The sequence below is a fragment of the Pseudomonas sp. 13B_3.2_Bac1 genome, from assembly GCF_025466205.1.
Classification (GTDB): domain Bacteria; phylum Pseudomonadota; class Gammaproteobacteria; order Pseudomonadales; family Pseudomonadaceae; genus Aquipseudomonas; species Aquipseudomonas fluorescens_H.
Window position 1 is genome coordinate 20327 of the sequence record NZ_JANLOG010000109.1, and the last position, 23794, is coordinate 44120.

The following is a 23794-nucleotide window of genomic DNA, read 5'->3' on the forward strand; positions in this document are numbered from 1 at the left end:
TCGCGCACCTGAAACCGAATTTAAGGAACCACAGATAATGGCTATCGAGATCAAAGCCCCCACTTTCCCGGAATCGGTTGCCGATGGCACCGTTGCCACCTGGCACAAAAAACCGGGCGACGCCGTCAAGCGTGACGACCTGATCGTCGACATCGAAACCGACAAAGTCGTACTGGAAGTGCTGGCTACCGCCGACGGCGTGCTGGGCGCAATCGTCAAGAACGAAGGCGACACCGTTCTGTCCGACGAAGTTCTGGGCTCCATCGAAGCGGGCGGCGCTGCTGCCGCTGCTCCAGCCGCCGCTGCTGCTCCGGCCGCTGCTGCTGCCGCACCGGCTGCTGCCGAAGGCGAAGACGATCCTGTTGCTGCTCCTGCTGCGCGCAAGCTGGCTGAAGAGAATGGCATCAACATCGCTTCCGTTGCCGGCACCGGCAAGGGTGGTCGTGTGACCAAGGAAGATGTGGTCGCTGCTGTTGCCGCGAAGAAAGCCGCTCCAGCTGCCGCACCTGCCAAGGCTGCTGCTCCGGCTGCCGCTGCTCCGGTATTCGCTGCCGGTGATCGCGTTGAAAAACGCGTGCCGATGACCCGTCTGCGTGCCAAGGTTGCCGAGCGTCTGGTTGAAGCCCAGTCGAACATGGCGATGCTGACCACGTTCAACGAAGTCGACATGACCGAAGTCATGGCCCTGCGTTCGAAGTACAAGGACCTGTTCGAGAAGTCCCACAACGGCGTACGCCTGGGCTTCATGTCGTTCTTCGTCAAGGCTGCCACCGAAGCGCTGAAACGCTTCCCGGCGGTCAACGCCTCGATCGACGGCGCGGACATCGTTTACCACGGCTACGCCGACATCGGTGTTGCCGTTTCCAGCGACCGTGGTCTGGTCGTACCGGTTCTGCGTAACGCCGAGCTGATGAGCCTGGCTGAAATCGAAGGCGGCATCGCCACTTTCGGCAAGAAAGCCCGTGACGGCAAATTGTCGATGGAAGAGATGACTGGCGGTACCTTCACCATCACCAACGGTGGTACCTTCGGTTCGATGATGTCGACTCCGATCGTCAACCCGCCGCAGGCAGCGATTCTGGGCATGCACAACATCATCCAGCGTCCTATGGCCATCAACGGTCAGGTCGTGATCCGTCCGATGATGTACCTGGCACTGTCCTACGATCACCGTCTGATCGATGGCAAAGAAGCTGTAACCTTCCTGGTGACCATCAAGAACCTGCTGGAAGACCCGGCTCGTCTGTTGCTGGATATCTGATAGAAGCAGCCATGCGCTGCGGGTAGCGTACCGTCGGAAACGGCGGTGCGGCCCGCAGCGCGCGGCTTGAAGCTTTTCGCTCAAGAGGATTTTTTGAATGTCGCAGAAATTTGACGTAGTAGTGATCGGTGCCGGCCCTGGCGGCTATGTTGCTGCCATCAAGGCCGCGCAGCTGGGTCTCACCACTGCCTGCATCGAGAAGTACACCGACGCTGAAGGCAAGCAGGCCCTCGGCGGTACTTGCCTGAACGTCGGCTGCATTCCGTCCAAGGCGCTGCTCGACAGCTCCTGGAAGTACAAGGAAGCCAAAGAGAGCTTCAACGTTCACGGTATCTCGACCGGCGAAGTCAAAATGGACGTCGCTGCGATGGTTGGCCGCAAGGCTGGCATCGTCAAGAACCTGACCGGCGGCGTTGCCACCCTGTTCAAGGCCAACGGCGTTACTTCGATTCAGGGCCACGGCAAGCTGCTGGCTGGCAAGAAAGTCGAAGTCACCAAGCCGGACGGCTCGGTTGAAGTCATCGAAGCCGAAAACGTCATCCTGGCGCCAGGTTCGCGTCCGATCGACATTCCACCGGCTCCGGTCGATCAGAAAGTCATCGTCGATTCGACTGGCGCTCTGGAATTCCAATCCGTTCCTAAACGTCTGGGCGTTATCGGCGCTGGCGTGATCGGTCTGGAGCTGGGCTCGGTCTGGTCGCGTCTGGGTGCAGAAGTGACTGTCCTGGAAGCTCTGGACACGTTCCTGATGGCAGCGGACACCGCCGTTTCCAAGGAAGCGCTGAAAACCCTGACCAAGCAGGGTCTGGACATCAAGCTGGGCGCTCGCGTCACCGGTTCCAAAGTCAACGGCGACGAAGTCGTTGTTAACTACACCGATGCCAACGGCGAACAGACCATCACTTTCGACAAGCTGATCGTAGCCGTTGGTCGCCGTCCGGTGACCACTGATCTGCTGGCTGCCGACAGCGGCGTGACCCTGGACGAGCGCGGTTTCGTGCACGTTGACGATCACTGCGCCACCACCGTACCGGGCGTTTACGCCATCGGTGACGTGGTTCGCGGCATGATGCTGGCGCACAAGGCCTCGGAAGAGGGCATCATGGTTGTCGAGCGCATCAAGGGCCACAAAGCCCAGATGAACTATGACCTGATCCCTTCGGTTATTTATACTCACCCGGAAATCGCGTGGGTTGGCAAAACCGAGCAGGCCTTGAAAGCCGAAGGCGTTGAAGTTAACGTCGGCACCTTCCCGTTCGCCGCTTCCGGCCGTGCCATGGCCGCCAACGATACCGGTGGTTTCGTCAAGGTCATCGCTGATGCCAAGACTGACCGCGTATTGGGCGTGCATGTGATTGGCCCAAGCGCTGCAGAACTGGTTCAGCAGGGCGCGATCGGTATGGAATTCGGCACCAGCGCTGAAGACCTGGGCATGATGGTTTTCTCCCATCCGACCCTGTCTGAAGCCTTGCACGAAGCTGCTCTGGCTGTGAATGGCGGCGCCATCCACATCGCCAACCGCAAGAAGCGTTAAGACAATAAGAAACCACGGCGGTAACGGCCCGTCGTGAGCCTTGCGAGCAAGTCTCACCGCGGAATGTCCGCTGGACGCAGTCTTGCGTAGCTGCACCGGGTATCCGGAAAGGCTACGCAAGCAGCAGTCACAGGTGGCGCGGCACTCATCAAGAGCGCAGCGCCGAATGCGCAGTACCTAACGAAGACGGTAAAAAGCATGAATCTTCACGAGTATCAGGGTAAGCAGCTGTTCGCTGAATACGGCCTGCCAGTTTCCACTGGTTACGCAGTAGACACCCCGGAAGCAGCAGCAGAAGCTTGCGACAAAATCGGCGGCAGCGAGTGGGTTGTCAAAGCCCAGGTCCACGCCGGTGGTCGCGGTAAAGCGGGCGGCGTCAAGCTGGTTCGCAACAAAGAAGACGCCAAGGCCTTCGCACAGCAGTGGCTGGGCAAGCGTCTGGTGACTTACCAGACTGACGCCAATGGTCAGCCAGTCACCAAGATCCTGGTTGAATCGTGCACTGATATCGCTAAAGAGCTGTACCTGGGCGCTGTCGTTGACCGTTCGAGCCGTCGCATCGTGTTCATGGCTTCCACCGAAGGTGGCGTGGACATCGAGAAAATCGCTCACGACACTCCAGAAAAAATTCTGAAAGCCACTATCGATCCACTGGTTGGCGCTCAGCCGTTCCAGGGTCGCGAGCTGGCGTTCCAACTGGGTCTGGAAGGCAAGCAAGTTGCCCAGTTCGCCAAGATCTTCGTCGGTCTGGCCAAACTGTTCCAGGATCACGATCTGGCCCTGCTGGAAGTGAACCCGCTGGTGATCAAGGCTGACGGCGATCTGCACTGCCTGGACGCCAAGATCAACATCGACGCCAACGCCATGTACCGTCAGCCTAAGCTGAAGACTTTCCACGATCCGTCGCAAGACGATCCGCGCGAAGCGCACGCTGCCAAGTTCGAACTGAACTACGTAGCGCTGGAAGGCAACATCGGCTGCATGGTCAACGGTGCCGGCCTGGCCATGGGTACCATGGACATCGTCAACCTGCACGGCGGCAAGCCAGCCAACTTCCTCGACGTAGGTGGTGGTGCTACCAAAGAGCGCGTGACCGAAGCCTTCAAGATCATCCTGTCCGACACCAACGTCGCTGCAGTACTGGTCAACATCTTCGGCGGCATCGTTCGCTGCGACATGATTGCCGAAGGCATCATCGGCGCTGTGAAAGAAGTCGGCGTGAAAATCCCGGTTGTTGTTCGCCTTGAAGGCAACAACGCTGAGCTGGGCGCTAAAGTACTGGCAGAAAGCGGTTTGAACATCATCGCTGCTACCAGCCTGACCGACGCTGCTCAACAAGTTGTCAAAGCTGCGGAGGGCAAATAATGAGCGTCCTGATCAATAAAGACACCAAAGTTATCTGCCAGGGTATTACCGGTTCGCAAGGTAGTTTCCACACCCAGCAAGCCATCGAATACGGCACCAAGATGGTTGGCGGCGTAACTCCGGGCAAAGGCGGCACCGAGCACCTGGGTCTGCCAGTGTTCAACACCGTTAAAGACGCAGTTGCTGCCACCGGCGCTACCGCCAGCGTGATCTACGTTCCGGCTCCTTTCTGCAAGGACTCGATCCTGGAAGCAGCGTTCGGCGGCATCAAGCTGATCGTCTGCATCACCGAAGGCATTCCTACCCTGGACATGCTGGACGCTAAAGTTAAGTGCGACGAGCTGGGTGTTACCCTGATCGGCCCTAACTGCCCAGGCGTGATCACCCCAGGCGAATGCAAGATCGGCATCATGCCAGGTCACATTCACTTGCCAGGCAAGGTCGGTATCGTTTCGCGTTCCGGCACCCTGACCTACGAAGCTGTGAAGCAGACCACTGACGCCGGTTTCGGTCAGTCGACTTGCGTCGGCATCGGTGGTGACCCGATCCCGGGTTCGAACTTCATCGACATCCTGAAGCTGTTCCAGGAAGACCCGAAGACCGAAGCGATCGTGATGATCGGCGAGATCGGCGGTTCGGCTGAAGAAGAAGCGGCTGCCTACATCAAGGCACACGTGACCAAGCCGGTTGTTTCCTACATCGCTGGTGTGACTGCTCCTCCGGGCAAGCGCATGGGCCATGCTGGCGCAATCATCTCTGGCGGCAAAGGCACTGCAGACGAGAAATTCGCTGCGCTGCAAGACGCAGGCGTAAAAACCGTGCGTTCGCTGGCGGACATCGGCAAGGCCCTGGCCGAGCTGACCGGTTGGGCCGTCAAGTAAGCCTCGTGCTTGACTGACGCTTCACCAGACAAAGGCCACCTTCGGGTGGCCTTTGTTGTTTCTGGCATATGGGTATTTGAGTGGATTCTTGTGGCGAGGGAGCTTGCTCCCGCTGGGCTGCGAAGCGGCCCTAATGCAATCTTCGGATTCATGAGTGTTTTCGGGATATGCGCCTGCTGCGCAGTCGAGCGGGAGCAAGCTCCCTCGCCACGGAGTGCTCCGCAGGAAAAATAAATGCGTAAACGCGACACAGACACGTCGTGTATCGGATAGTTCGCCCTCAAACAGTGCGTTTGTCAGACAAATTCGTTAGGCTAGCAGCCATTTTTGCGTCTGCCGCCCACAAGGCATGCAACGCGCTAAACGGGTCAGTCTTATACGGACTGACAGCATTTCCCTAACCCCACAGGGAAATCCCCCTCTAAATTCCGATTCAGTAGTGTGGTATTTCCTTAATGAAAGTTTTGAAAGGTCAGGACATCCTGGCACTGGGCTTTATGACATTTGCCCTGTTCGTCGGGGCCGGCAACATCATTTTCCCGCCTATCGTCGGCCTGCAGTCCGGACCTGACGTCTGGATGGCGGCGCTGGGCTTTCTGATCACGGCAGTCGGTCTGCCGGTGGTCACCGTCGTCGCCCTGGCCAAGGTCGGTGGTGCGATGGATGCGCTGAGCAGCCCGATCGGCAAGATCGCCGGCGGTGTGCTTGCCGCGGCGTGCTACCTGGCGGTCGGCCCGCTGTTCGCCACCCCGCGAACCGCGACCGTGTCGTTCGAAGTGGGTCTGGCGCCACTGACCGGCGAAAGCCCGCTGGCGCTGTTCCTCTACAGCTCGGTGTACTTCCTGCTGGTGTTCTTCATCTCGCTGTATCCGGGGCGTCTGCTCGATACCGTTGGGCGCTTCCTCGCGCCGCTGAAAATCATCGCCCTGGCGGTACTCGGCATTGCCGCGTTCGCCTTGCCGGCCGGTGATATCGGTCAGGCCACGCCTGAATACGTCGCGGCACCGTTCTCCCAGGGCTTCATCAATGGTTACCTGACCATGGATACCCTCGGCGCGCTGGTGTTCGGTATCGTCATCGTCAACGCGATCCGCTCCCGTGGCGTCGAGTCGCCTGCGCTGATCACCCGTTACGCGATCATTGCCGGCCTCATCGCCGGTGTCGGCCTGGCGCTGGTGTACATCAGCCTGTTCCGCCTCGGTTCCGGCAGCCATGAAGTCGCGGCGGGTGCCACCAACGGCGCGGCGGTATTGCACGCTTACGTGCAGCACACCTTCGGTTCGCTGGGCAGCGGTTTCCTCGCGGTGCTGATCTCGCTGGCGTGCCTGGTGACGGCGGTCGGTCTGACTTGTGCCTGCGCTGAATACTTCAGCCGCGTGCTGCCACTGTCCTACAAGACTCTGGTGATCATTCTGGCCGCGTTCTCGCTGCTGGTGTCGAACCTCGGCCTGACCAAGCTGATCGCGTTCTCGATCCCGGTGCTGACCGCGATCTACCCGCCGTGCATCGTTCTGGTGGCCCTGAGCTTCTGCAAGGACTTCTGGCATGAACATGGCCGGATTCTTGGCCCGGTGATGCTGGTGTCGTTCCTGTTCGGCACCATCGACGCCCTCAAGGGCGCCGGTCTGGCTGACTGGATGCCGTCGCAGCTGTCGCACCTGCCGCTGAGCGAGCAGGGCCTGGCGTGGCTGGTGCCATGCGTGATGACCCTGGTGGTCGCCGTGGTTTGCGATCGCCTGCTGGGCAAGCGCAGCGAAGCCGTTGCCTGACGTTGCCTGACCCGCCACAAGCGGGTCTTCAGCGCTTAAACAGAAATGCCCCGTATCAATCGATACGGGGCATTTTTTATGGGTGTCAGGCAGTGTCTTTTTTCGCGAGCTAACGTCGAAGCACTGCACGGATTTTATGTAGGAGTGAGCCTGCTCGCGATGGCGTCGTGTCTGTCAGATCAATGCCGGATGCGCCACCCAATCGCGAGCAGGCTCACTCCTACAGGTAATGCATCCACACTTCACAGGAAAACGAATGTCGTTCATCCAAGCCAACCTGATCCACCTGCTGGCCGCGCTCTGGTTCGTCATCTGCTGGGGCGGCTACACCCGCTATGCGTCGTGGAAGGCCCGCGACACCGCGTGCCTCGCCAGCGTGTTGCACCTGTACCGCGAAGACTGGATGCGCCGCATGCTGCTGCGTGACAACCGTATCGCCGACGCCAGCGTGATCGGCAATCTGGAGCGCAACGCCTCGTTCTTCGCCTCCAGCACCCTGATCATCCTCGCCGGTATTCTCACCGTGCTCGGTGCGTCCGAGCGTGCAGTGTCGTTGCTGGCGGACATCCCGATGGTGCAGCAGGCGTCGCAGGGTATGTCGGAGATCAAGTTGCTGTGCCTGGCGCTGGTGTTCGTCTATGCGTTCTTCACGTTCAGCTGGTGCATGCGTCAGTACAACTTTGCGGCGGTGCTGGTCGGTTCAGCGCCGATGATCGGTGAGCGTCAGGTTTCGGAGCAGGAGCGCAAGGCATTCGCACTGCGGGCGGCGCGGGTGATTTCGATGGCGGCCAACCAGTTCAACTTTGGCCTGCGCTCTTATTACTTCGGCATGAGCATGCTGGCCTGGTTTGTCAGCCCATGGTTGTTCATGTTGATGAGTGCTGGAGTCGTGCTGGTGTTGTATCGCCGCGAGTTTCATTCCGACGTTCTCGACGTGATGGTCTATACCCCTACAGAGGCGCCGTTGCCCGAAACCAATAAAGAGGCCGCTTGATGAGTATTCCGTTCTGGTGTGTGTTTATCAGTGCACTGTTGATTTACATCGCGCGTATGCCGGTGGGCAAGGCCATGAAAGAGCAGGGCGGTTACAACAACCATCTGCCGCGCCAGCAACAGGCGCAACTGACTGGCTATGGCGCGCGGGCACTGGCGGCGCACCAGAACAGCATCGAAGCGTTCATCCTGTTTGCCGTCGGTGTGCTGATGGCGCACACCACGCAGACACAAGGCTGGTTGATCGATGCCTTGGCGATCATCTTCGTGATCGCACGGATTCTCTACTTGTGGTTGTACCTCGCTGATAAACCCTCCCTGCGCAGCCTGGTCTGGCTGGTCGGCCTGATATGTTCTTTGTTGCTGATGATTAGTCCGACTTTTAGAACCGTCTTGCTCTAAGCGGCACTAGCGAAAAATTACAGGCAAAAGAAAACCCGCACTTGGCGGGTTTTCTTTTTCTGCATCAAGTCGCAATTATTGCTTCTTGGCAGCTTCTTCCTGAGCAGCCTGATTCGATTCAGCCTGATCTTTGGCGGCTTCAGCGTTTTCTTTCGCTGCGTCGTTCACTTTATCCTGAGCTTCGTTCATTTTCTGCTGAGCTTGTTCAGCATGTTGGTTGGCATCTTGAGCTTTGTCCTCGGATTTTTTATCGCAGGCAGCGAGACCGAGGGAAGCGGTCAACATCAAGGCAATAGCTAAAGTCTTACGCATGGGGTGTTTCTCCTTATGGAAAATAACTACTGGCCTTAAGAACGTTGCCCCCAACGTTAAGTTCCTCATTTCTTTCAGATATATAAGTTTGTTTTTCAGTGGAACTTTTGCGTTATTTCCTACTACTGGCACAAGGCTCTGACGAGAGTAATTATCAAATGGCTGAAAACCCCGTTTTTGAGCGCGCAACGCGATTTCTCTCGGCCCTGCGTCATTGTCAGGTGCTCGGTTTGACGGTGCACAGCGCCAGCAGCGAAGGGCTGACGGTAAAGCTGCCGTACAGCGCGCAAATCGTCGGCAATCCGCAGACCGGGGTCATCCACGGCGGCGCCATTACCTCGCTGATGGACACGGCGTGCGGCATGTCCACGTTGTGCGTGCTGCCGGAATTCGAAGTCTGCCCGACCCTGGACCTGCGCATCGACTACATGCACGCCGCCGAACCGAACAAGGATGTCTACGGCTTTGCCCAGTGTTACCGGGTCACCACCGACGTAATCTTCGCCCGCGGCTTTGCCTATCAGGACGACCCGCAGCAACCCATCGCTCACGTCGTCGGTACCTTCATGCGCATGGGCAAGGGCCTGAAAGGCACCCAGGGGTTTGGCGGCAGGATCAAAGGAGCAAGCCGATGAGCGATGACTGGAAGCAACAACTGCAGCAGGCCCACGCTCACGGTGATTACGCGCCGCTGTTGCAGATAATTCCTTACGCCGGACTGATCGGCGTCGAATGCTCCCGAGTCGGCGATGAGCTGCTGTTCAAGCTGCCGGCGAACAAGGACAACATTGGTAACCCTTTATTGCCGGCGATCCATGGCGGGGTGATTGCCGGGTTCATGGAGCTGGCAGCCGCGTTGCATTTGTTGATCTTCACCGGTTCGCCCGGGGTGCCGAAGATCATCGACTTTTCCCTGGATTACCTGCGTGCCGGGCAGTTTCGCGACACTTGGGCCAAATGTCAGGTCTGCCGCCAGGGCCGGCGCGTGGCCAACGTCGCCATCACCGCCTGGCAAAGTACCGAGAGCGAACCGATTGCCACCGCCCGTGCACACTTCAAAATTGATGAGCCCTTGAAATCCTGAACGCTGCCCCCAACTCAGTGAACAACCCGCCGCCGACCATCTGGGTCGCGGCCAATGCCATCTGATTGGAGTTTGATGACCATGAGTGTGGAAACTCAAAAGGAAACCCTGGGCTTCCAGACCGAGGTAAAGCAGCTGCTGCACCTCATGATCCATTCGCTGTATTCCAACAAGGAAATCTTCCTTCGCGAATTGATCTCGAACGCCTCTGACGCTGTCGACAAGCTGCGCTTCGAAGCCCTGGCCAAGCCTGAGTTGCTTGAAGGTGGCGCTGAACTGAAAATCCGTGTGAGCTTCGACAAGGACGCCAAGACCGTCACGCTCGAAGACAACGGTATCGGCATGAACCGTGACGATGTGATCACCCACCTGGGGACCATCGCCAAGTCGGGCACCGCCGATTTCATGAAGAATCTCTCGGGCGATCAGAAGAAAGATTCGCACCTGATCGGCCAGTTCGGTGTCGGTTTCTACTCGGCCTTCATCGTTGCCGACAAAGTTGACGTGTACAGCCGTCGTGCCGGCACTCCTGCCAGCGAAGGCGTGCACTGGTCGTCGAAAGGCGAGGGCGAGTTCGAAGTCGCCACCATCGACAAGCCAGAGCGCGGCACCCGCATCGTCCTGCACCTGAAAGCCGCTGAAGACGAGTTCGCCGATGGCTGGCGCCTGCGCAACATCATCAAGAAATACTCCGACCACATCGCGCTGCCGATCGAGCTGCCGAAAGAAGTCACTGCCACCGAAGGTGAAGAGAAGCCAGCCGTTGAATGGGAAACCGTCAACCGCGCCAGCGCCCTGTGGACCCGTCCGCGCACTGAAGTGAAGGACGAGGAATACCAGGAGTTCTACAAGCACATCGCTCACGACTTCGAAAACCCGCTGGCCTGGAGCCACAACAAGGTCGAAGGCAAGCTCGAGTACAGCTCGCTGCTGTACGTGCCGGCCCGCGCGCCGTTCGATCTGTACCAGCGTGAAGCGCCGAAAGGCCTGAAGCTCTACGTGCAGCGCGTGTTCGTGATGGATCAGGCCGAGTCGTTCCTGCCGCTGTACCTGCGCTTCATCAAAGGCGTGGTCGATTCCAACGACCTGTCGCTGAACGTGTCGCGGGAAATCCTGCAGAAAGACCCGATCATCGACTCGATGAAGTCGGCGCTGACCAAGCGCGTGCTGGATATGCTGGAAAAACTGGCGAAGAACGAGCCTGAGCAATACAAGGGCTTCTGGAAAAACTTCGGTCAGGTCATGAAAGAAGGCCCGGCAGAAGATTTCGCCAACAAGGAAAAAATTGCCGGTCTGCTGCGTTTCGCATCGACCCAAGGCGACGACGGCGAGCAGATCGTCGGTCTGGCCGACTACCTGGCGCGAGCCAAGGAAGGTCAGGACAAGATCTACTACCTCACCGGCGAAACCTACGCGCAGGTCAAGAACAGCCCGCACCTGGAAGTCTTCCGCAAGAAAGGCATCGAAGTGCTGCTGCTGACCGACCGTATCGACGAGTGGCTGATGAGCTACCTCAGCGAATTCGACGGCAAGACGTTTGTTGACGTGGCACGCGGTGACCTCGATCTGGGCAACCTGGACTCGGAAGAGGACAAAAAGGCCGCAGAAGAAGTCGCCAAGTCCAAGGAAGGTTTGGTCGAGCGTCTGAAAACTGCGCTGGGCGATTCCGTTGCCGAGGTTCGCGTCTCTCACCGTCTGACCGACTCGCCAGCCATTCTGGCGATCGGCGAACAGGACCTGGGCCTGCAAATGCGCCAGATCCTCGAAGCCAGCGGGCAGAAAGTACCGGACTCGAAGCCGATTTTCGAATTCAACCCGAGCCACCCGCTGATCGAGAAACTCGACGGCGAGCAGAACGAAGAGCGTTTTGGCGACCTGTCGCACATCCTCTTCGATCAGGCAGCCCTGGCTGCCGGCGACAGCTTGAAAGACCCGGCCGCTTATGTGCGCCGTCTGAACAAGCTGCTGGTTGAACTGTCGGTTTAATCACGTTGCAGAAAAACCCGCTTCGGCGGGTTTTTTCATTCTGGTGTTTAACATTCAGGAGTCAGAAATGAGCCAAGTCACTGTACGTTCCGTGGTCTATCAGCTGGATGGCCAGCCTTATGAAGGTCGTCTGGCGTTCGACGCCGAGCACCAGGGCGCGCGCCCGGGCCTGTTGATGGCGCCGAACTGGATGGGCGTCAGCGCCGGTGCCGAGGAGATCGCCAAGTCGGTCGCGGCCAAGGGCTACGTGGTGTTGATTGCTGACGTGTACGGCCAGTCCGTGCGTCCGCAGAACGGTGATCAGGCCGGTGCGGCGATGATGCCGCTGAAAAATGATCGCGCTCTGCTGCGCAAGCGCATGCAAGCGGCGTTCGAGCAATTGCAGACGCAGGGTGAAGCGGCGGTCGATACCTCGAAACTGGCGGTGTTCGGGTTCTGCTTCGGTGGTTGCTGTGCGCTGGATCTGGCACGCACCGGTGCGCCAGTGAAGGCCGCCGTATCATTCCACGGCACCCTCGACTCGCCGAACCCGGCCGATGCGCAGAACATCAAGGGCTCGGTGCTGGTGTTGCACGGTGCCTCCGACCCGTTGGTGCCGAAAGAGCAGTTGCCGGCGTTTGAAGATGAGATGAACGCGGCGAAGGTCGATTGGCAGTTGCTCAGCTACGGCGGTGCGGTGCACTCGTTCACCGATCCGCATGCCAATGTGCCAGGCAAGATGATGTACGACGCGAAGACCGCCAAGCGTGCGTTCAAGTCGATGCATGATTTGCTGGAAGAAGTGTTCAAGGGCTGATTTTTTCGGCGCCTGTACTGGCCTCTTCGCGAGCAAGCCCGCTCCCACAGGGGAATTGTGGTGTGTACTCAGAACTCATGCACACCACAATTCCTCCTGTGGGAGCGGGCTTGCTCGCGAAGGCTTACTAACCAGCGACCCAATACTCAGGGCAGTTCGATTCGCTCAACTTCCCCCGGCACCGTCGGCCAATCCCCGGCCGCCCATTTGCGCCGCGCCTCATCAATTGTCGCCGGATCGCTCGCAACAAAATTCCAGTTGATCCGTCGTGGTCCGTCCAGCGGCGCGCCGCCGAACACCACCGCGTGCACATCACTCTCGGCAAACAGGCTCATCTCTTCCCCGGCGGGCAATACCACCAGTGCATGTGGCTCAATCGCCTCGCCATTCAACTGTGCCTCCCCACTCAACACATAAATCGCGCGTTCCGCATGCTCGGTCGGAATCAGCAATGTGGTCGCGGTCTGCATCTTCACTTCCGCGTACAGCGTAGGAGAAAGCACCGGCACCGGTGATTCCAGGCAAAAGCCTGACCCGGCGATCATCCGAATCTGCACGCCAAGGTTATCGCTGACCGGCAGGGTTGCCGCCGGGTGATGGCTGTAATGCCCCGGGCCTTGCTCGTGATCCTTGGGCGAGGCCAGCCAGATCTGCAGGCCGTGCATCGTGAAGCTTTGCTCCCACAACGGCTCGGGCGTGCGCTCGACGTGGGCAATCGCACTGCCGGCGGTCATCCAGCTGACATCGCCGGCGCTGACCACCTGATCGGAGCCAAGGCTGTCCCTGTGCTGGATCTGCCCTTCGAACAGATAGGTCAGTGTCGACAGACCAATGTGCGGATGCTGTCGGATGTTCATGCCTTTGCCCGTCGGATAAACCGTCTCGAGCATGTGGTCGAAAAACACGAAAGGCCCAACGCTGCGACATTTGGCTGACGGCAGCGGGCGCAGGATCGGTTGGCCTTCGACGTCTTCGGCGCGCGGGCGGATGATCAGTGGTTGCGTATCCATGGTGGATTCCAGGCTGAGCGGGTGATGCCAGAAGCATAACCCGCCGCTGGCAAGAGAGTGATTACTGGCTGTCGAAGCCCTGTGGGGCGTGGGTTTCGATGCTGACGTCGGTGGTAGTCATCAGTTTGTGGATCGGGCAGCGATCGGCGACGCGCAGCAGTTCTTCACGCTGGGCATCGGTGAGGACGCCTTTAAGGGTGAGCGTCACGTGCAAAACGTATTTGCCTTTCTGCTCTTCGCTGTTGTCGCGTTTGACCTCGACACCCACGCCGGTCAGCGGGATGTCTTTCTTCTTTGCGTACATCTTCAGGGTCAGGGCCTTGCAGGCGCCGAGTGCGGCGTCGAAGTAGTCGTGTGGCTCGGGTGCCGAGCCTTCGCCGCCGGCAGACTTCGGTACGTCGGCAAACAATTCGTGGTCATCGATCTTTACGGTGTGACGAAAACCTTCGGCGGAGACGGTATTGACGGTAACAGTCATGGCAACCTCACTGGCAGTAGGAAAAGTCGTGCGATCAAAAAAGACCTTGCAGTTATAGAGCATTCCTACGGAGGCGCGTTCCACTTTCCTGCAGGATGAACCCTTGTCATCGGCTCAGGGTCTAGGCTATGCCTACCTGCCGGAGATTACTTGTGTCCTTGTTTCGTTTGAGTCTTGCCTGCCTGCTGGCCTTTGCCGGCCCCGCCAGCGCCCGCGATTACACCTACAGCGATGCGCACCTGCACTACGTGGATTTCTTCCAGGAAACCGCCGGCATGGCGAAATTGCTCACGGCCATGCAGGACAATTCCATTGACCATGTGATGATTTCCGGTATTCCCGTGGCGAAGAAGTGGCACGAGGACGAACCCAAGCGTCCGCGCTATTACGCCGGCGATGATGCCGATGCCTACTGGTACAGCGCCACCGATGTGATCGTTGCCGATGCGGTGCAAAAGCTGACTGCGGAGCAGCGACTGCACTTCCATCCGTTCCTTTCAGGCTTCAACCCCAACGACAAGAACTCCGCCGCACACATTCAGCGCATGCTCGATCTGTATCCGGGGCTGTGGCAGGGCATTGGTGAAGTGTTCACCCGCCATGATGACCTGACGGCGCTGACCGCCGGCGACACACCTCGGGCCAATAACGAAGCGATGAAGCGGATTTATCACCTGGCAGCGGAAAATGATCTGCCAGTGATGCTGCATTCCAATATCACCTCCAAGCGTGAGAAAAATCCGCTGTACCTGAAGGAAATCGAGGAGCCGCTGCGTAATCACCCGCACACGCGTTTCATCTGGGCTCACGCCGGTACCAGCGCCGAGATTCATCGGCACCAGACGCAGCTGAAATTCCTCCTGCCCACCGTGAGCCGGATGCTTGAGGCCTACCCGAACCTGTTCATTGATCTGTCGTGGAGCATGCTCAGTCCTTATTTGCTGGACGAGCAGGGCAGGCCGCGAGCGGAATGGCTGGCATTGGTGGAAAAATACCCTGAGCGATTCATGATCGGTTCGGATGTTGTCGGCCGATTCAACAAGCTCGGTCAGGAAATGCACAGTTTCACCCCGTTCCTTGATGCCTTGCCCGAGGATGTCGCCCGTAAAGTGGCCCGGGACAACTTCCTGGCAATATTGCCGCGAACAGCGCCAAAGTCCGGGAAAAGCGCGCTGAATCGTTAATGCCAAGCGTTAGAAGTATCAAGGCCTTTTGATATCAGCTTTTCGTCTTACGCAATTCTTCGCCGGGCCGATACCTTCTAAGGCAACCAGCTGCAGGGTTGATGCAGCGCTTTTGGAAGGAACCAAAGTAATGAGCATCCGTAGTCTCAATATCGCGCCGCGTGCCGGCCTGGGTTTTGGTGTACTGGCGCTGATGGTATTTGCCTTGGGGGCGTTCGCCCTGCTGCAAATGTCGAACATGCGCGCCCAGTCTGATGAGGTCGACAACAACTGGCTGCCGAGCGTGATGGCGGTCGGCGAGATGAGTCAGGACATGCTGCGCCTGCGCGCGCTGACCATGCGCCTGCTGCTCAATCGCGATCCGCAGGCGCTGGAGCAGAACGTTACCAAGATCAATGAGCTGCGCGGTGTTTTGAGCGAGGCGCAGCAGCGCTATGACGTGCTGATCGTATTGCCCGAGGAGCGAACGCTGTTCGATCGCTTCAAGGTCGCCGAGCACAAATATCTGGAGCTGCAGGCGCAGGTCATGCAGTTGTCTGCCCAGAATCGTGTCGAGGAGGCCGCAACGATCCTCAATGGTCAGATGAGCCCTTTGGCTGACGACATGGCGGTGACCCTGAAGGAGCTGGTCGAGCTGAACAAGCACAACGCCAACCTCGCTACCGAAGCCGCACGGCTGGTGTTTATCAATTCGCGCGTGTGGGTCGGGGTGATGATCGGTATTACGGCGCTGATCACCATCGGTCTGGCGTTGCTGTTGACCCGCAGTATCGTCCTGCCTCTGGCGCAGTCGCTGGGCGTGGCCGAAGTGGTGGCCGGCGGCGATCTGACCGGCGATATCAGTATTTCCGGGAAGGACGAGCCGGCGCGGCTGCTGCAGGCGCTGAAAAGCATGCAGCACAACCTGCGCGACACCATCCGGCAGATTTCCGAGTCGTCCAGCCAACTGGCTTCGGCGTCGGAAGAGCTGAGCTGTGTCACCGAGGACGCTACGCGCGGGCTGCATCAGCAAAGCCTGGAGATCGAGCAGGCCGCCACGGCGGTCAATCAGATGACTGCCGCCGTGGAAGAGGTGGCGAGCAACGCCGTGGCGACTTCCGAAGCATCACGCGAGTCTGACCGCATTGCCCAGCATGGGCGCGAGCAGGTCAGGCAGACCGTGACTTCAATCGAATCGCTGGCCGAGGATGTCACGTCCAACGCAACGCAGGTCGAGGATCTGGCGCAGAAGGTTCACGGCATCAGCAAGGTGCTCGATGTGATCCGCTCGATTGCCGAGCAGACCAATCTGCTGGCGTTGAACGCGGCGATCGAGGCTGCACGGGCCGGTGATGCTGGTCGCGGGTTCGCAGTGGTCGCTGATGAAGTGCGGGCGCTGGCGCATCGCACTCAGCAATCGACTCAGGAAATCGAGCAAATGATCGGTGGCATTCAGCAAGGCACCGATTCGGCGGTGAGCTCCATGCAGCAGAGCAACATCCGTGCGCATTCGACCCTTGAGCTGGCCAAGGCTGCGGGTGTGGCGTTGGAGGAGATCGCCTCAGCGTTCACCTTGATCAACGAACGCAACCTGGTGATCGCCAGTGCCTCGGAGGAGCAGGCGGCGGTGGCGCGGGAGGTGGATCGCAATCTGATGAACATCCGCGATCTGGCGATTCAGACGTCTGCGGGGGCGAATCAAACCAGTGCGGCGAGCCAGGAGTTGTCGCGGCTGGCGGTGGATTTGAACAATATGGTGGCCAAATTTTCGGTCTGAGCTGACCCTTGATGATTGCACTCACCCCCTGTGGGAGCGGGCTTGCTCGCGAAGGCGTTGTATCAGATACATCTTCGTTAGCTGGCACACCGCCTTCGCGAGCAAGCCCGCTCCCACAGTGATTGTGAGTCGCTTGGGAATTGCACGCACAAAAAAGCCCCGCATTGGCGGGGCTTTTCGTTGTAGCGGCGGATCAGCTGCCTTTGACTGGCTTGCCGTTGACCGTACCGTCCTGGAGCATGATGTTGTACTCCTTGCCGTCGGTTTCGACCTGTTGCAGGCGGACCAGCAGGTAATCCCAGTCCTTGGCGAACCACAGGACAGTGATGCGCTTGCTTTGTGTCGGGTCGCGCACGCGCTCGACTTTGATCGCATCGATCTGGCCGGCCTTGGTGTCGACTTTCTCGGCACCCAGTACACGGAAGTCATAGGTATCGACATCGCTGCCATCGACCACTTGATAGCTCATGGTCTTTTTGCCGGCGGCCAGGTCGTGCTGCAGTGCCAACTGGTAGGTGGATTTGTCGACCATGCCACGGTTCAGTGCAACCTTGATAGGATCGCCGCGATCGGTGCCGGTGACCATCTTGGCATTCCAGTCGAAGTCCAGATCCATTTTCTTGGTTTTGCCCAGACCACCACGTTCGAAGTGGTAGGACTGTGGCAGCAGTGTGTCCTTGTCCAGAGTCAGGGTGCTTTCTTCGGTCAGGCTGGCGATCATCATCGACGCCTTGAAGCTGAGTTTCCAGACGCCGTTGGCTTCCTTGGTCAGGCTGCGTTCGGCGGTGCCGCTCATGGGCAACTGTTTCCAGTCGGCGGTGTAGCTGGCGGAGAACGGTTGAAGGTCTGCCGCCTGCGCGAAGGGCAGGGCGAACAGAGCGCAAGCGAAGAGCAGGGCGCGACGCATAAAATCTCCTAGTGTCGAATCAAGTGGCCGCTGGCCGCGAGTAACTGGCCATCCAGTAAAGCACCTTGTTCACCAAGTGCCAGCCGGCCTTCGGCAAACCAGCGTACGGCCATTGGGTAGATCAGGTGTTCCTGGACATGCACTCGCTGCGCAAGTGTCTGCGGCGTGTCGTGCAACTCTACCGGTATTACTGCCTGTACGACCAGTGGTCCACCATCGAGTTCCTCGGTGACGAAGTGCACGGAGCAGCCGTGCTCGGCATCGCCGGCCTCCAGCGCGCGCTGATGAGTGTGTAACCCTTTGTATTTGGGCAGCAGCGACGGGTGGATATTGAGCAGGCGACCCTGGTAGTGACGCACGAAATCAGCGCTGAGAATGCGCATGAAGCCGGCCAGTACCACGAGTTTCGGTTTGAATTCGTCGATCAGTTCGATCAGGGCAGCATCGAAGGCCTCGCGACCTTCGAAAGCCTTGTGATCCAGCGAGCGGGTGGCGATACCCGCGTCACTGGCGCGTTGCAGGCCATAGGCGTCGGCGCGGTTGGAAATCACCGCAGCGATGCGAACCGGGCTGTCGCCGGTCCGCGTGCTGTCGATCAGAGCCTGCAAGTTACTGCCGGTGCCGGACAACAGCACCACGACATCACAGGTAGGCATTAGTGAGCCTTGAGGTTTTTCAGCTCGACCTGTGCAGCGCCTTCGGCAGCGGCAGCGATCTGGCCGATGACCCAAGGCTGTTCGCCGGCGTCACGCAGGGTGTTCAGGGCCACTTCAACGTGCTCCTGAGCCACGCAGATCACCATGCCCACGCCGCAGTTCAGCACGCGGTGCATTTCGGTCTCGTCGACATTGCCTTTCTCTTGCAGCCAGTCGAAGACCGCCGGGCGAGTCCAGCTGGCCACGTCAACCACGGCCTGAGCGCCTTTTGGCAGAACGCGAGGGATGTTGTCCAGCAGGCCACCACCGGTGATGTGGGCCATGGCTTTGACCGCGCCGGTGTCTTTGATCAGCTTGAGCAGCGGCTTCACGTAGATGCGGGTCGGAGCCATCAGCAGGTCGGTCAGCGGTTTGCCGTCGAGCTGGATGTTTTCGATGTCAGCGCCGGACACTTCGATGATCTTGCGGATCAGCGAGTAGCCGTTGGAGTGCGGGCCGGACGATGGCAGGGCGATCAGTGCGTCACCGGTGGCGACTTTCGAGCCGTCGATGATTTCAGCCTTTTCCACGACGCCGACGCAGAAACCGGCCAGGTCGTAGTCTTCGCCTTCGTACATGCCAGGCATTTCAGCGGTTTCGCCGCCGACCAGCGAGCAGCCGGACAGTTCGCAGCCGGCGCCGATGCCGGTCACAACCTGGGCAGCGGTGTCGACATTCAGTTTGCCGGTGGCGTAGTAGTCGAGGAAGAACAGGGGCTCGGCACCGCAGACCACCAGGTCGTTGACGCACATCGCAACCAGGTCGATACCGATGCTGTCGTGCTTGTTCAGGTTCAGCGCCAGGCGCAGCTTGGTGCCAACGCCGTCGGTGCCGGAAACCAGTACAGGCTGCTTGTAGCCGGCCGGGATTTCGCAGAGGGCGCCGAAACCGCCCAGGCCGCCCATGACTTCCGGGCGCGCAGTGCGCTTGGCGACGCTCTTGATGCGTTCGACCAATGCTTCACCGGCGTCGATGTCTACACCGGCGTCCTTGTAGCTCAGGGAGGGTTGCTTGCTCATGATCCAGGCCTTTAGGGGAGGGGATTCAGGGGTAACGACCGAGTTCAGCGGGAACATCGAAATCGAGAGGGCGATGGCCTCACGCGAATTTCGGGGTGCCCGGCTGTTGCCGGTCTGCGAAGGCGCGCGATTTTATCAGGCTTGAGGGGCAGCGGCCATCCTCGTGCCGACGGGCAGGGGCATAATCGGTGGAAATTTTTTGCAATTGTGCCGGGTAGCTGCCTGTATAAGGTGTGGCAATTAACCGTCTATCGTTATCACTGTGCAAAAACTTACCGCTACCGTGTGAATGTTTTGCGATGGCAGATTGTCACAGCCTTGCTTAACCGGTTCACGCGGCCTGTTCCAGCCGCTCCTGTCGACGGGAATTTTCCATGCGTTTTTGTAAATTGTTGGTTGTGGGTTGTTTGTCGGTCGTCAGCCTGGCGAGTCATGCCGAAAACCTCAAAGGTCTTTATCAAGTACGCCAGCCGGTGAGCAGTCAGGCCCCGGAAGAGCGTGATCGCGCCACGCAGGCGGCGCTCGATACGCTGGTGTTGCGTCTGACCGGTGACCCCAAGGCCCCGCAGAATCCGGGGCTGGCGGCGATTCGCAAGGACCCGCAGCAGATCATCAGCCAGTTCGGTTTCGATGCCGGGCCGCCGGAGGTGCTGAAAGTCGATTTCGATCCGGCCACCACCGAGCAGGCGCTGCGTCGGGCCGGGCTTTCGTTGTGGGGGGCGAGTCGCCCGTCGATTCTGAGCTGGTGGCTGAACGATTCGACTGAAGGCTCGAGTCTGGTCGGCGACGGTCAGGCAGCGGCTGCACCATTGCGTTCTGCGGCTCAGCATCGTGGCTTGCCGCTGCGTTTGCCGCTGGCGGATCTGAGTGAGCAATTGGTCGCCACGGCGCCGGTACTCGATGGCACCGATCCCGCGCCTTTGCGCGGGGCCTCGGAGCGTTACGGTGCGGATGCCTTGCTGGCGGTGCATGCGCACGAACAGGGCGGGCAGTGGCAAGCCAGCTGGCATCTATGGCTGGGCGATCAGAAAGAGGCCGGCAGTGTGCAGGGCGCCGATCAGGCCGCGGTGGCCGATGCGGTGATGCTGGCGGTGGCCGAGCGTCTGGCGCCGCGATTTGTCGCCAAGCCTGGCGCTTCGGGTCAACAGACGCTGGAAGTGCAGGGCATGAATCTTGAGCATTACGCCACGCTGCTGCGGTTACTCGAACCGTTCGGTGTGCGTCTGCAAAGTGTCGAGGGTGATCGCATCGTGTATCGGGTCAACGGCAGTGCCGATCAGTTGCGTTCGCAATTGTCGCTGGCGAAGTTGCAGGAGTTGCCGGCCGAAGCACCGACGCCAGTGGCAGCGCCGCAGCCAGCCGTCGCAGGTGCGGCGCCTGTTGCGGCTCAGGCGCCTGCACCGGTAGCGCCTTCGTTGCGGTTTCGCTGGTAAGTCTTTCCTTATATAGAAGCAGGAGTGATACATGGCCGATTCGCGGCGTTGGTTCTGGCTCGGTGGGGTAGTCCTGCTTTGCGCGTTTGTCTGGTTGCTGCATCCGATCCTCACACCGTTCCTGGTGGCGCTGCTGCTGGCGTATCTGTTCGATCCGCTGGTGGATCGCCTGGAACGTCTCGGCATGTCACGCACCTGGGGCGTGATCGCGGTGTTTGCGTTGTTCACTCTGATCGTCACGACGTTGCTCTTGGTGCTGGTGCCGATGCTCGCCAAGCAGTTGGTGCGCTTGTACGAACTGGCACCGCAGATGCTCGACTGGCTGCAGCACACTGCACTGCCGTGGGCGCAGTCGAAGCTGGGGTTGTCGGACGGCTTCTGGAAGTTCGACAAGGTCAAGGCAGCGATTAGCGAGCACATGGGCCAGACGACCGACATCGTCGGTGTGGTGTTGAGTCAGGCGACGGCCTCGAGTCTGGCGCTGATCGGCTGGCTGGCGAATCTGGTGTTGATCCCGGTGGTGAGTTTCTACCTGCTGCGCGACTGGGACGTGATGATGGCCAAGATCCGCAGCCTGCTGCCGCGTGATCGTGAAGAAACCATCGTCTCGCTGGCGGGTGAATGCCACGAGGTGCTCGGCGCGTTTGTGCGCGGACAGTTGCTGGTGATGCTGGCGCTGGGCGTGATCTACGCCGCGGGCCTGATGATTGTTGGTCTGGAGCTTGGGCTATTGATCGGCCTGATTGCAGGCCTGGCGGCCATCGTGCCGTACATGGGTTTCGTGATCGGCATTGGCGCGGCGCTGATTGCCGGGCTGTTCCAGTTCGGTGGTGACCTGTACCCGATGATCGGGATCGTGGCGGTGTTCATGGTCGGGCAGGCGCTGGAAGGCATGGTGCTGACGCCGCTGCTGGTGGGTGACCGGATTGGTCTGCATCCGGTGGCGGTGATCTTCGCGATTCTGGCCGGCGGTGAGCTGTTCGGCTTTACCGGTGTCTTGCTGGCACTGCCGGTGGCGGCAGTGATCATGGTGCTGGTGCGTCACGTGCACGATCTGTACAAGGACTCGGATATCTACAGCGGGACAGATGAGCCCGAGTTGTAATCCGATCACGGGCGGCCCGGCATTGCGCCGGGTTGGCCTGCGTTTTGCGCAGGGTTCGCACGGCAGTGCGTCAGAGAAACTGTCATAAAACCAGCGCATTAACGCAAACCTTTGATTTTGCTTGGGGTCTGTCGCATTGTGCGCTCCGCTTCACGGGTATAAACTTCGCAAACTTTACACAGAGGCCACTAACGGTTCCTTGAGAACTGTTCAGTCAGCATGAAACCGATTCAGCTGCCCCTAGGTGTGCGTCTGCGTGACGACGCCACCTTCATCAACTACTACCCAGGCGCCAATGCCGCTGCACTCGGCTATGTCGAGCGCCTATGCGAAGCCGACGCCGGCTGGACCGAAAGCCTGATTTACCTGTGGGGCAAGCATGGGGTAGGGCGTACGCATCTGTTGCAGGCGGCTTGCCTGCGTTTCGAGCAGATGGGTGAGCCAGCGGTGTATCTGCCACTGGCCGAGCTGATGGATCGTGGTATCGAAATCCTCGACAACCTTGAGCAGTACGAACTGGTCTGCCTGGATGACTTGCAGGTGATTGCCGGCAAGGCAGACTGGGAAGAGGCGATGTTTCATCTATTCAACCGTCTGCGTGACAGCGGTCGGCGCTTGCTGATTGCTGCTTCAACCTCGCCACGCGAGTTGCCGGTGAAACTGGCCGACCTGAAATCGCGCCTGACCCTGGCGCTGATCTTCCAGATGCGCCCGCTTTCCGATGAAGACAAATTGCGTGCCCTGCAATTGCGCGCTTCGCGTCGCGGTCTGCACCTGACCGATGAAGTCGGACACTTTATTCTGACCCGCGGCACCCGCAGCATGAGTGCATTGTTCGACCTGCTCGAACAGCTGGATCAGGCCTCGTTGCAGGCGCAACGCAAGCTGACGATTCCGTTCCTGAAAGAAACCCTCGGCTGGTAGCCAGCCCTTGAAATACGGGGGCTGGAGCACGTTTCGGCATATTTCAGGCGCCAGAAAATCCGCTTTTCCGCACCGTGTGCAGACCGCGTATCGATTGAAGTGGGCTTAAGCGCTTAGATGTAAACGAGAAACCGGGAAGTCACAAAAAGATCGATTGAATTTGCAAATGAGGCCGATAGCGGGCATAGTCTCGGCTTCTTTACAACTTCAGCCACGGTCGTGCCCATGCTAAATCGCTTCGCACCCCTCGTGCCTCTCGCACTCGTCACCCTGTTGTTCGGTTGCGCTGCTCATTCTCCAGTTCAAGAGCAGCCTCAACAGGTTAAAAATTCCGCCACGGCTCAGTCTTCCGTTATTTACCAGGAAGAGCTGGACACCGAAAAAGAACTCTCGGACTTCAACAAGAAGCCGTACGAGCTCCCGGTTCTGGCCGACAGCATCCTCGAACGCGGCATGTCCCTGATCGGTACCCGTTACCGTTTCGGCGGTACCTCTGAAGCCGGTTTCGATTGCAGCGGTTTCATCGGTTACCTGTTCCGCGAAGAAGCTGGCATGAATCTGCCGCGCTCCACTCGCGAAATGATCAACGTGGATGCCCCTCTGGTCTCGCGCAGCAATCTTGAGCCGGGCGATCTGCTGTTCTTTGCCACCAATGGTCGTCGCGGTCGTGTGAGTCACGCCGGGATCTACCTGGGTGACAACCAGTTCATCCACTCCAGCAGTCGTCGCAGCGGCGGTGTTCGCATCGACAGCCTGGGTGACAGCTACTGGAGCAAGACCTTCATCGAAGCCAAACGCGCCCTAGCGATGGCACCGACCGTGGTCACCGCTCGCAAGTAATTCCTCCGTTGTCGCCACGTCCGTGGGGCCAAAAAACGGTGCCCGGCCCCCGCGGATACC

General features: G+C 59.2%; 23 protein-coding genes. 17 read left to right on the forward strand and 6 right to left on the reverse strand.

What is annotated here, in order from left to right; genetic code table 11:
• Nucleotides 1-37 precede the first annotated feature (37 nt).
• The 7 genes from odhB (at nt 38) to NTD85_RS17615 (ending at nt 8205) form a co-directional block, all read left to right on the forward strand.
• Nucleotides 38-1261: a 2-oxoglutarate dehydrogenase complex dihydrolipoyllysine-residue succinyltransferase gene (gene odhB / locus NTD85_RS17585; RefSeq protein WP_003223011.1), complete on the forward strand. Its 1224-nt coding sequence runs from the start codon at nt 38-40 to the stop codon at nt 1259-1261.
• Nucleotides 1262-1358: 97 nt separating this feature from the next.
• Nucleotides 1359-2795, forward strand: coding sequence for a dihydrolipoyl dehydrogenase (gene lpdA, locus NTD85_RS17590; protein ID WP_003223013.1), 1437 nt, complete (start codon nt 1359-1361; stop codon nt 2793-2795).
• A 198-nt stretch (nt 2796-2993) separates the two neighbouring features.
• On the forward strand, nt 2994-4160 hold the full coding sequence (gene sucC / locus NTD85_RS17595) for an ADP-forming succinate--CoA ligase subunit beta (RefSeq protein WP_003223015.1): 1167 nt from the start codon (nt 2994-2996) through the stop codon (nt 4158-4160).
• Nucleotides 4160-5041 (forward strand): succinate--CoA ligase subunit alpha, encoded by an 882-nt coding sequence (gene sucD, locus NTD85_RS17600; protein ID WP_003223019.1) that lies wholly within the window; start codon nt 4160-4162, stop codon nt 5039-5041. Before sucC ends, sucD begins: the two co-directional genes overlap by 1 nt.
• Before the next feature lie 455 nt (nt 5042-5496).
• Nucleotides 5497-6810 carry a branched-chain amino acid transport system II carrier protein gene (brnQ, locus tag NTD85_RS17605; RefSeq protein WP_003223020.1) on the forward strand — a complete coding sequence of 438 codons (1314 nt, stop codon included), beginning with the start codon at nt 5497-5499 and terminating at the stop codon, nt 6808-6810.
• Between the two features lie 256 nt (nt 6811-7066).
• Nucleotides 7067-7804, forward strand: a complete 738-nt coding sequence (locus NTD85_RS17610) for a DUF599 domain-containing protein (RefSeq protein ID WP_003223022.1) — start codon at nt 7067-7069, stop codon at nt 7802-7804.
• Nucleotides 7804-8205 carry an MAPEG family protein gene (locus NTD85_RS17615; protein ID WP_003223023.1) on the forward strand — a complete coding sequence of 134 codons (402 nt, stop codon included), beginning with the start codon at nt 7804-7806 and terminating at the stop codon, nt 8203-8205. The genes NTD85_RS17610 and NTD85_RS17615 overlap by 1 nt, the downstream gene beginning before the upstream one ends.
• A gap of 75 nt (nt 8206-8280) precedes the next feature.
• Here NTD85_RS17615 and NTD85_RS17620 read toward each other — a convergent pair whose 3' ends face one another.
• The gene (locus NTD85_RS17620; protein WP_003223025.1) at nt 8281-8517 is read right to left on the reverse strand and encodes a hypothetical protein; all 237 of its coding nucleotides are present in this window, start codon (nt 8515-8517) and stop codon (nt 8281-8283) included.
• Between the two features lie 158 nt (nt 8518-8675).
• Between NTD85_RS17620 and NTD85_RS17625 the strand changes: the two genes are divergently transcribed.
• The 4 genes from NTD85_RS17625 (at nt 8676) to NTD85_RS17640 (ending at nt 12383) form a co-directional block, all read left to right on the forward strand.
• Nucleotides 8676-9152, forward strand: coding sequence for a PaaI family thioesterase (locus tag NTD85_RS17625; RefSeq protein ID WP_262142799.1), 477 nt, complete (start codon nt 8676-8678; stop codon nt 9150-9152).
• Entirely contained in the window at nt 9149-9601 is a 453-nt protein-coding gene (locus NTD85_RS17630; protein WP_262142800.1) for a PaaI family thioesterase, read from the forward strand. Before NTD85_RS17625 ends, NTD85_RS17630 begins: the two co-directional genes overlap by 4 nt.
• An 81-nt stretch (nt 9602-9682) precedes the next feature.
• Nucleotides 9683-11587, forward strand: coding sequence for a molecular chaperone HtpG (gene htpG / locus NTD85_RS17635; RefSeq protein WP_103485448.1), 1905 nt, complete (start codon nt 9683-9685; stop codon nt 11585-11587).
• Nucleotides 11588-11654: 67 nt separating this feature from the next.
• Complete coding sequence (locus NTD85_RS17640) at nt 11655-12383, forward strand: dienelactone hydrolase family protein (RefSeq protein WP_262142801.1); 729 nt, start codon at nt 11655-11657, stop codon at nt 12381-12383.
• Nucleotides 12384-12529: 146 nt separating this feature from the next.
• On the opposite strand, the gene NTD85_RS17645 is transcribed toward NTD85_RS17640, so the two are convergent.
• On the reverse strand, nt 12530-13393 hold the full coding sequence (locus tag NTD85_RS17645; RefSeq protein ID WP_262142802.1) for a pirin family protein: 864 nt from the start codon (nt 13391-13393) through the stop codon (nt 12530-12532).
• A 61-nt stretch (nt 13394-13454) separates the two neighbouring features.
• A complete protein-coding gene (locus NTD85_RS17650; protein WP_003223035.1) occupies nt 13455-13871 on the reverse strand; it encodes an OsmC family protein in 417 nt (138 codons plus the stop codon).
• A 128-nt stretch (nt 13872-13999) separates the two neighbouring features.
• Here NTD85_RS17650 and NTD85_RS17655 point away from each other — a divergent pair, with 128 nt between their 5' ends.
• Nucleotides 14000-15055 (forward strand): amidohydrolase family protein, encoded by a 1056-nt coding sequence (locus NTD85_RS17655; protein ID WP_410017542.1) that lies wholly within the window; start codon nt 14000-14002, stop codon nt 15053-15055.
• 130 nt (nt 15056-15185) lie between these two features.
• Nucleotides 15186-16811 carry a methyl-accepting chemotaxis protein gene (locus NTD85_RS17660; protein ID WP_262142804.1) on the forward strand — a complete coding sequence of 542 codons (1626 nt, stop codon included), beginning with the start codon at nt 15186-15188 and terminating at the stop codon, nt 16809-16811.
• A gap of 193 nt (nt 16812-17004) precedes the next feature.
• Here the strand turns inward: NTD85_RS17660 and NTD85_RS17665 are convergent, their stop codons facing one another.
• The 3 genes from NTD85_RS17665 to purM are packed head-to-tail and all read right to left on the reverse strand — an operon-like array spanning nt 17005 to nt 19432.
• Nucleotides 17005-17718 carry a DUF3108 domain-containing protein gene (locus NTD85_RS17665; protein WP_103521559.1) on the reverse strand — a complete coding sequence of 238 codons (714 nt, stop codon included), beginning with the start codon at nt 17716-17718 and terminating at the stop codon, nt 17005-17007.
• 8 nt (nt 17719-17726) lie between these two features.
• On the reverse strand, nt 17727-18374 hold the full coding sequence (purN, locus tag NTD85_RS17670; protein WP_003223038.1) for a phosphoribosylglycinamide formyltransferase: 648 nt from the start codon (nt 18372-18374) through the stop codon (nt 17727-17729).
• Nucleotides 18374-19432, reverse strand: a complete 1059-nt coding sequence (gene purM, locus NTD85_RS17675) for a phosphoribosylformylglycinamidine cyclo-ligase (protein ID WP_003223039.1) — start codon at nt 19430-19432, stop codon at nt 18374-18376. The genes purN and purM overlap by 1 nt, the downstream gene beginning before the upstream one ends.
• A gap of 374 nt (nt 19433-19806) precedes the next feature.
• Between purM and NTD85_RS17680 the strand changes: the two genes are divergently transcribed.
• From NTD85_RS17680 to NTD85_RS17695, 4 genes are all read left to right on the forward strand, one after another.
• Nucleotides 19807-20865 carry a DUF2066 domain-containing protein gene (locus NTD85_RS17680; protein ID WP_262142805.1) on the forward strand — a complete coding sequence of 353 codons (1059 nt, stop codon included), beginning with the start codon at nt 19807-19809 and terminating at the stop codon, nt 20863-20865.
• A 31-nt stretch (nt 20866-20896) separates the two neighbouring features.
• Nucleotides 20897-21970: an AI-2E family transporter gene (locus tag NTD85_RS17685; protein ID WP_003223041.1), complete on the forward strand. Its 1074-nt coding sequence runs from the start codon at nt 20897-20899 to the stop codon at nt 21968-21970.
• A gap of 219 nt (nt 21971-22189) precedes the next feature.
• Nucleotides 22190-22894, forward strand: a complete 705-nt coding sequence (hda, locus tag NTD85_RS17690) for a DnaA regulatory inactivator Hda (protein ID WP_003223042.1) — start codon at nt 22190-22192, stop codon at nt 22892-22894.
• Nucleotides 22895-23119: 225 nt separating this feature from the next.
• Nucleotides 23120-23734, forward strand: coding sequence for a C40 family peptidase (locus NTD85_RS17695; RefSeq protein WP_103485436.1), 615 nt, complete (start codon nt 23120-23122; stop codon nt 23732-23734).
• Nucleotides 23735-23794: the final 60 nt, after the last annotated feature.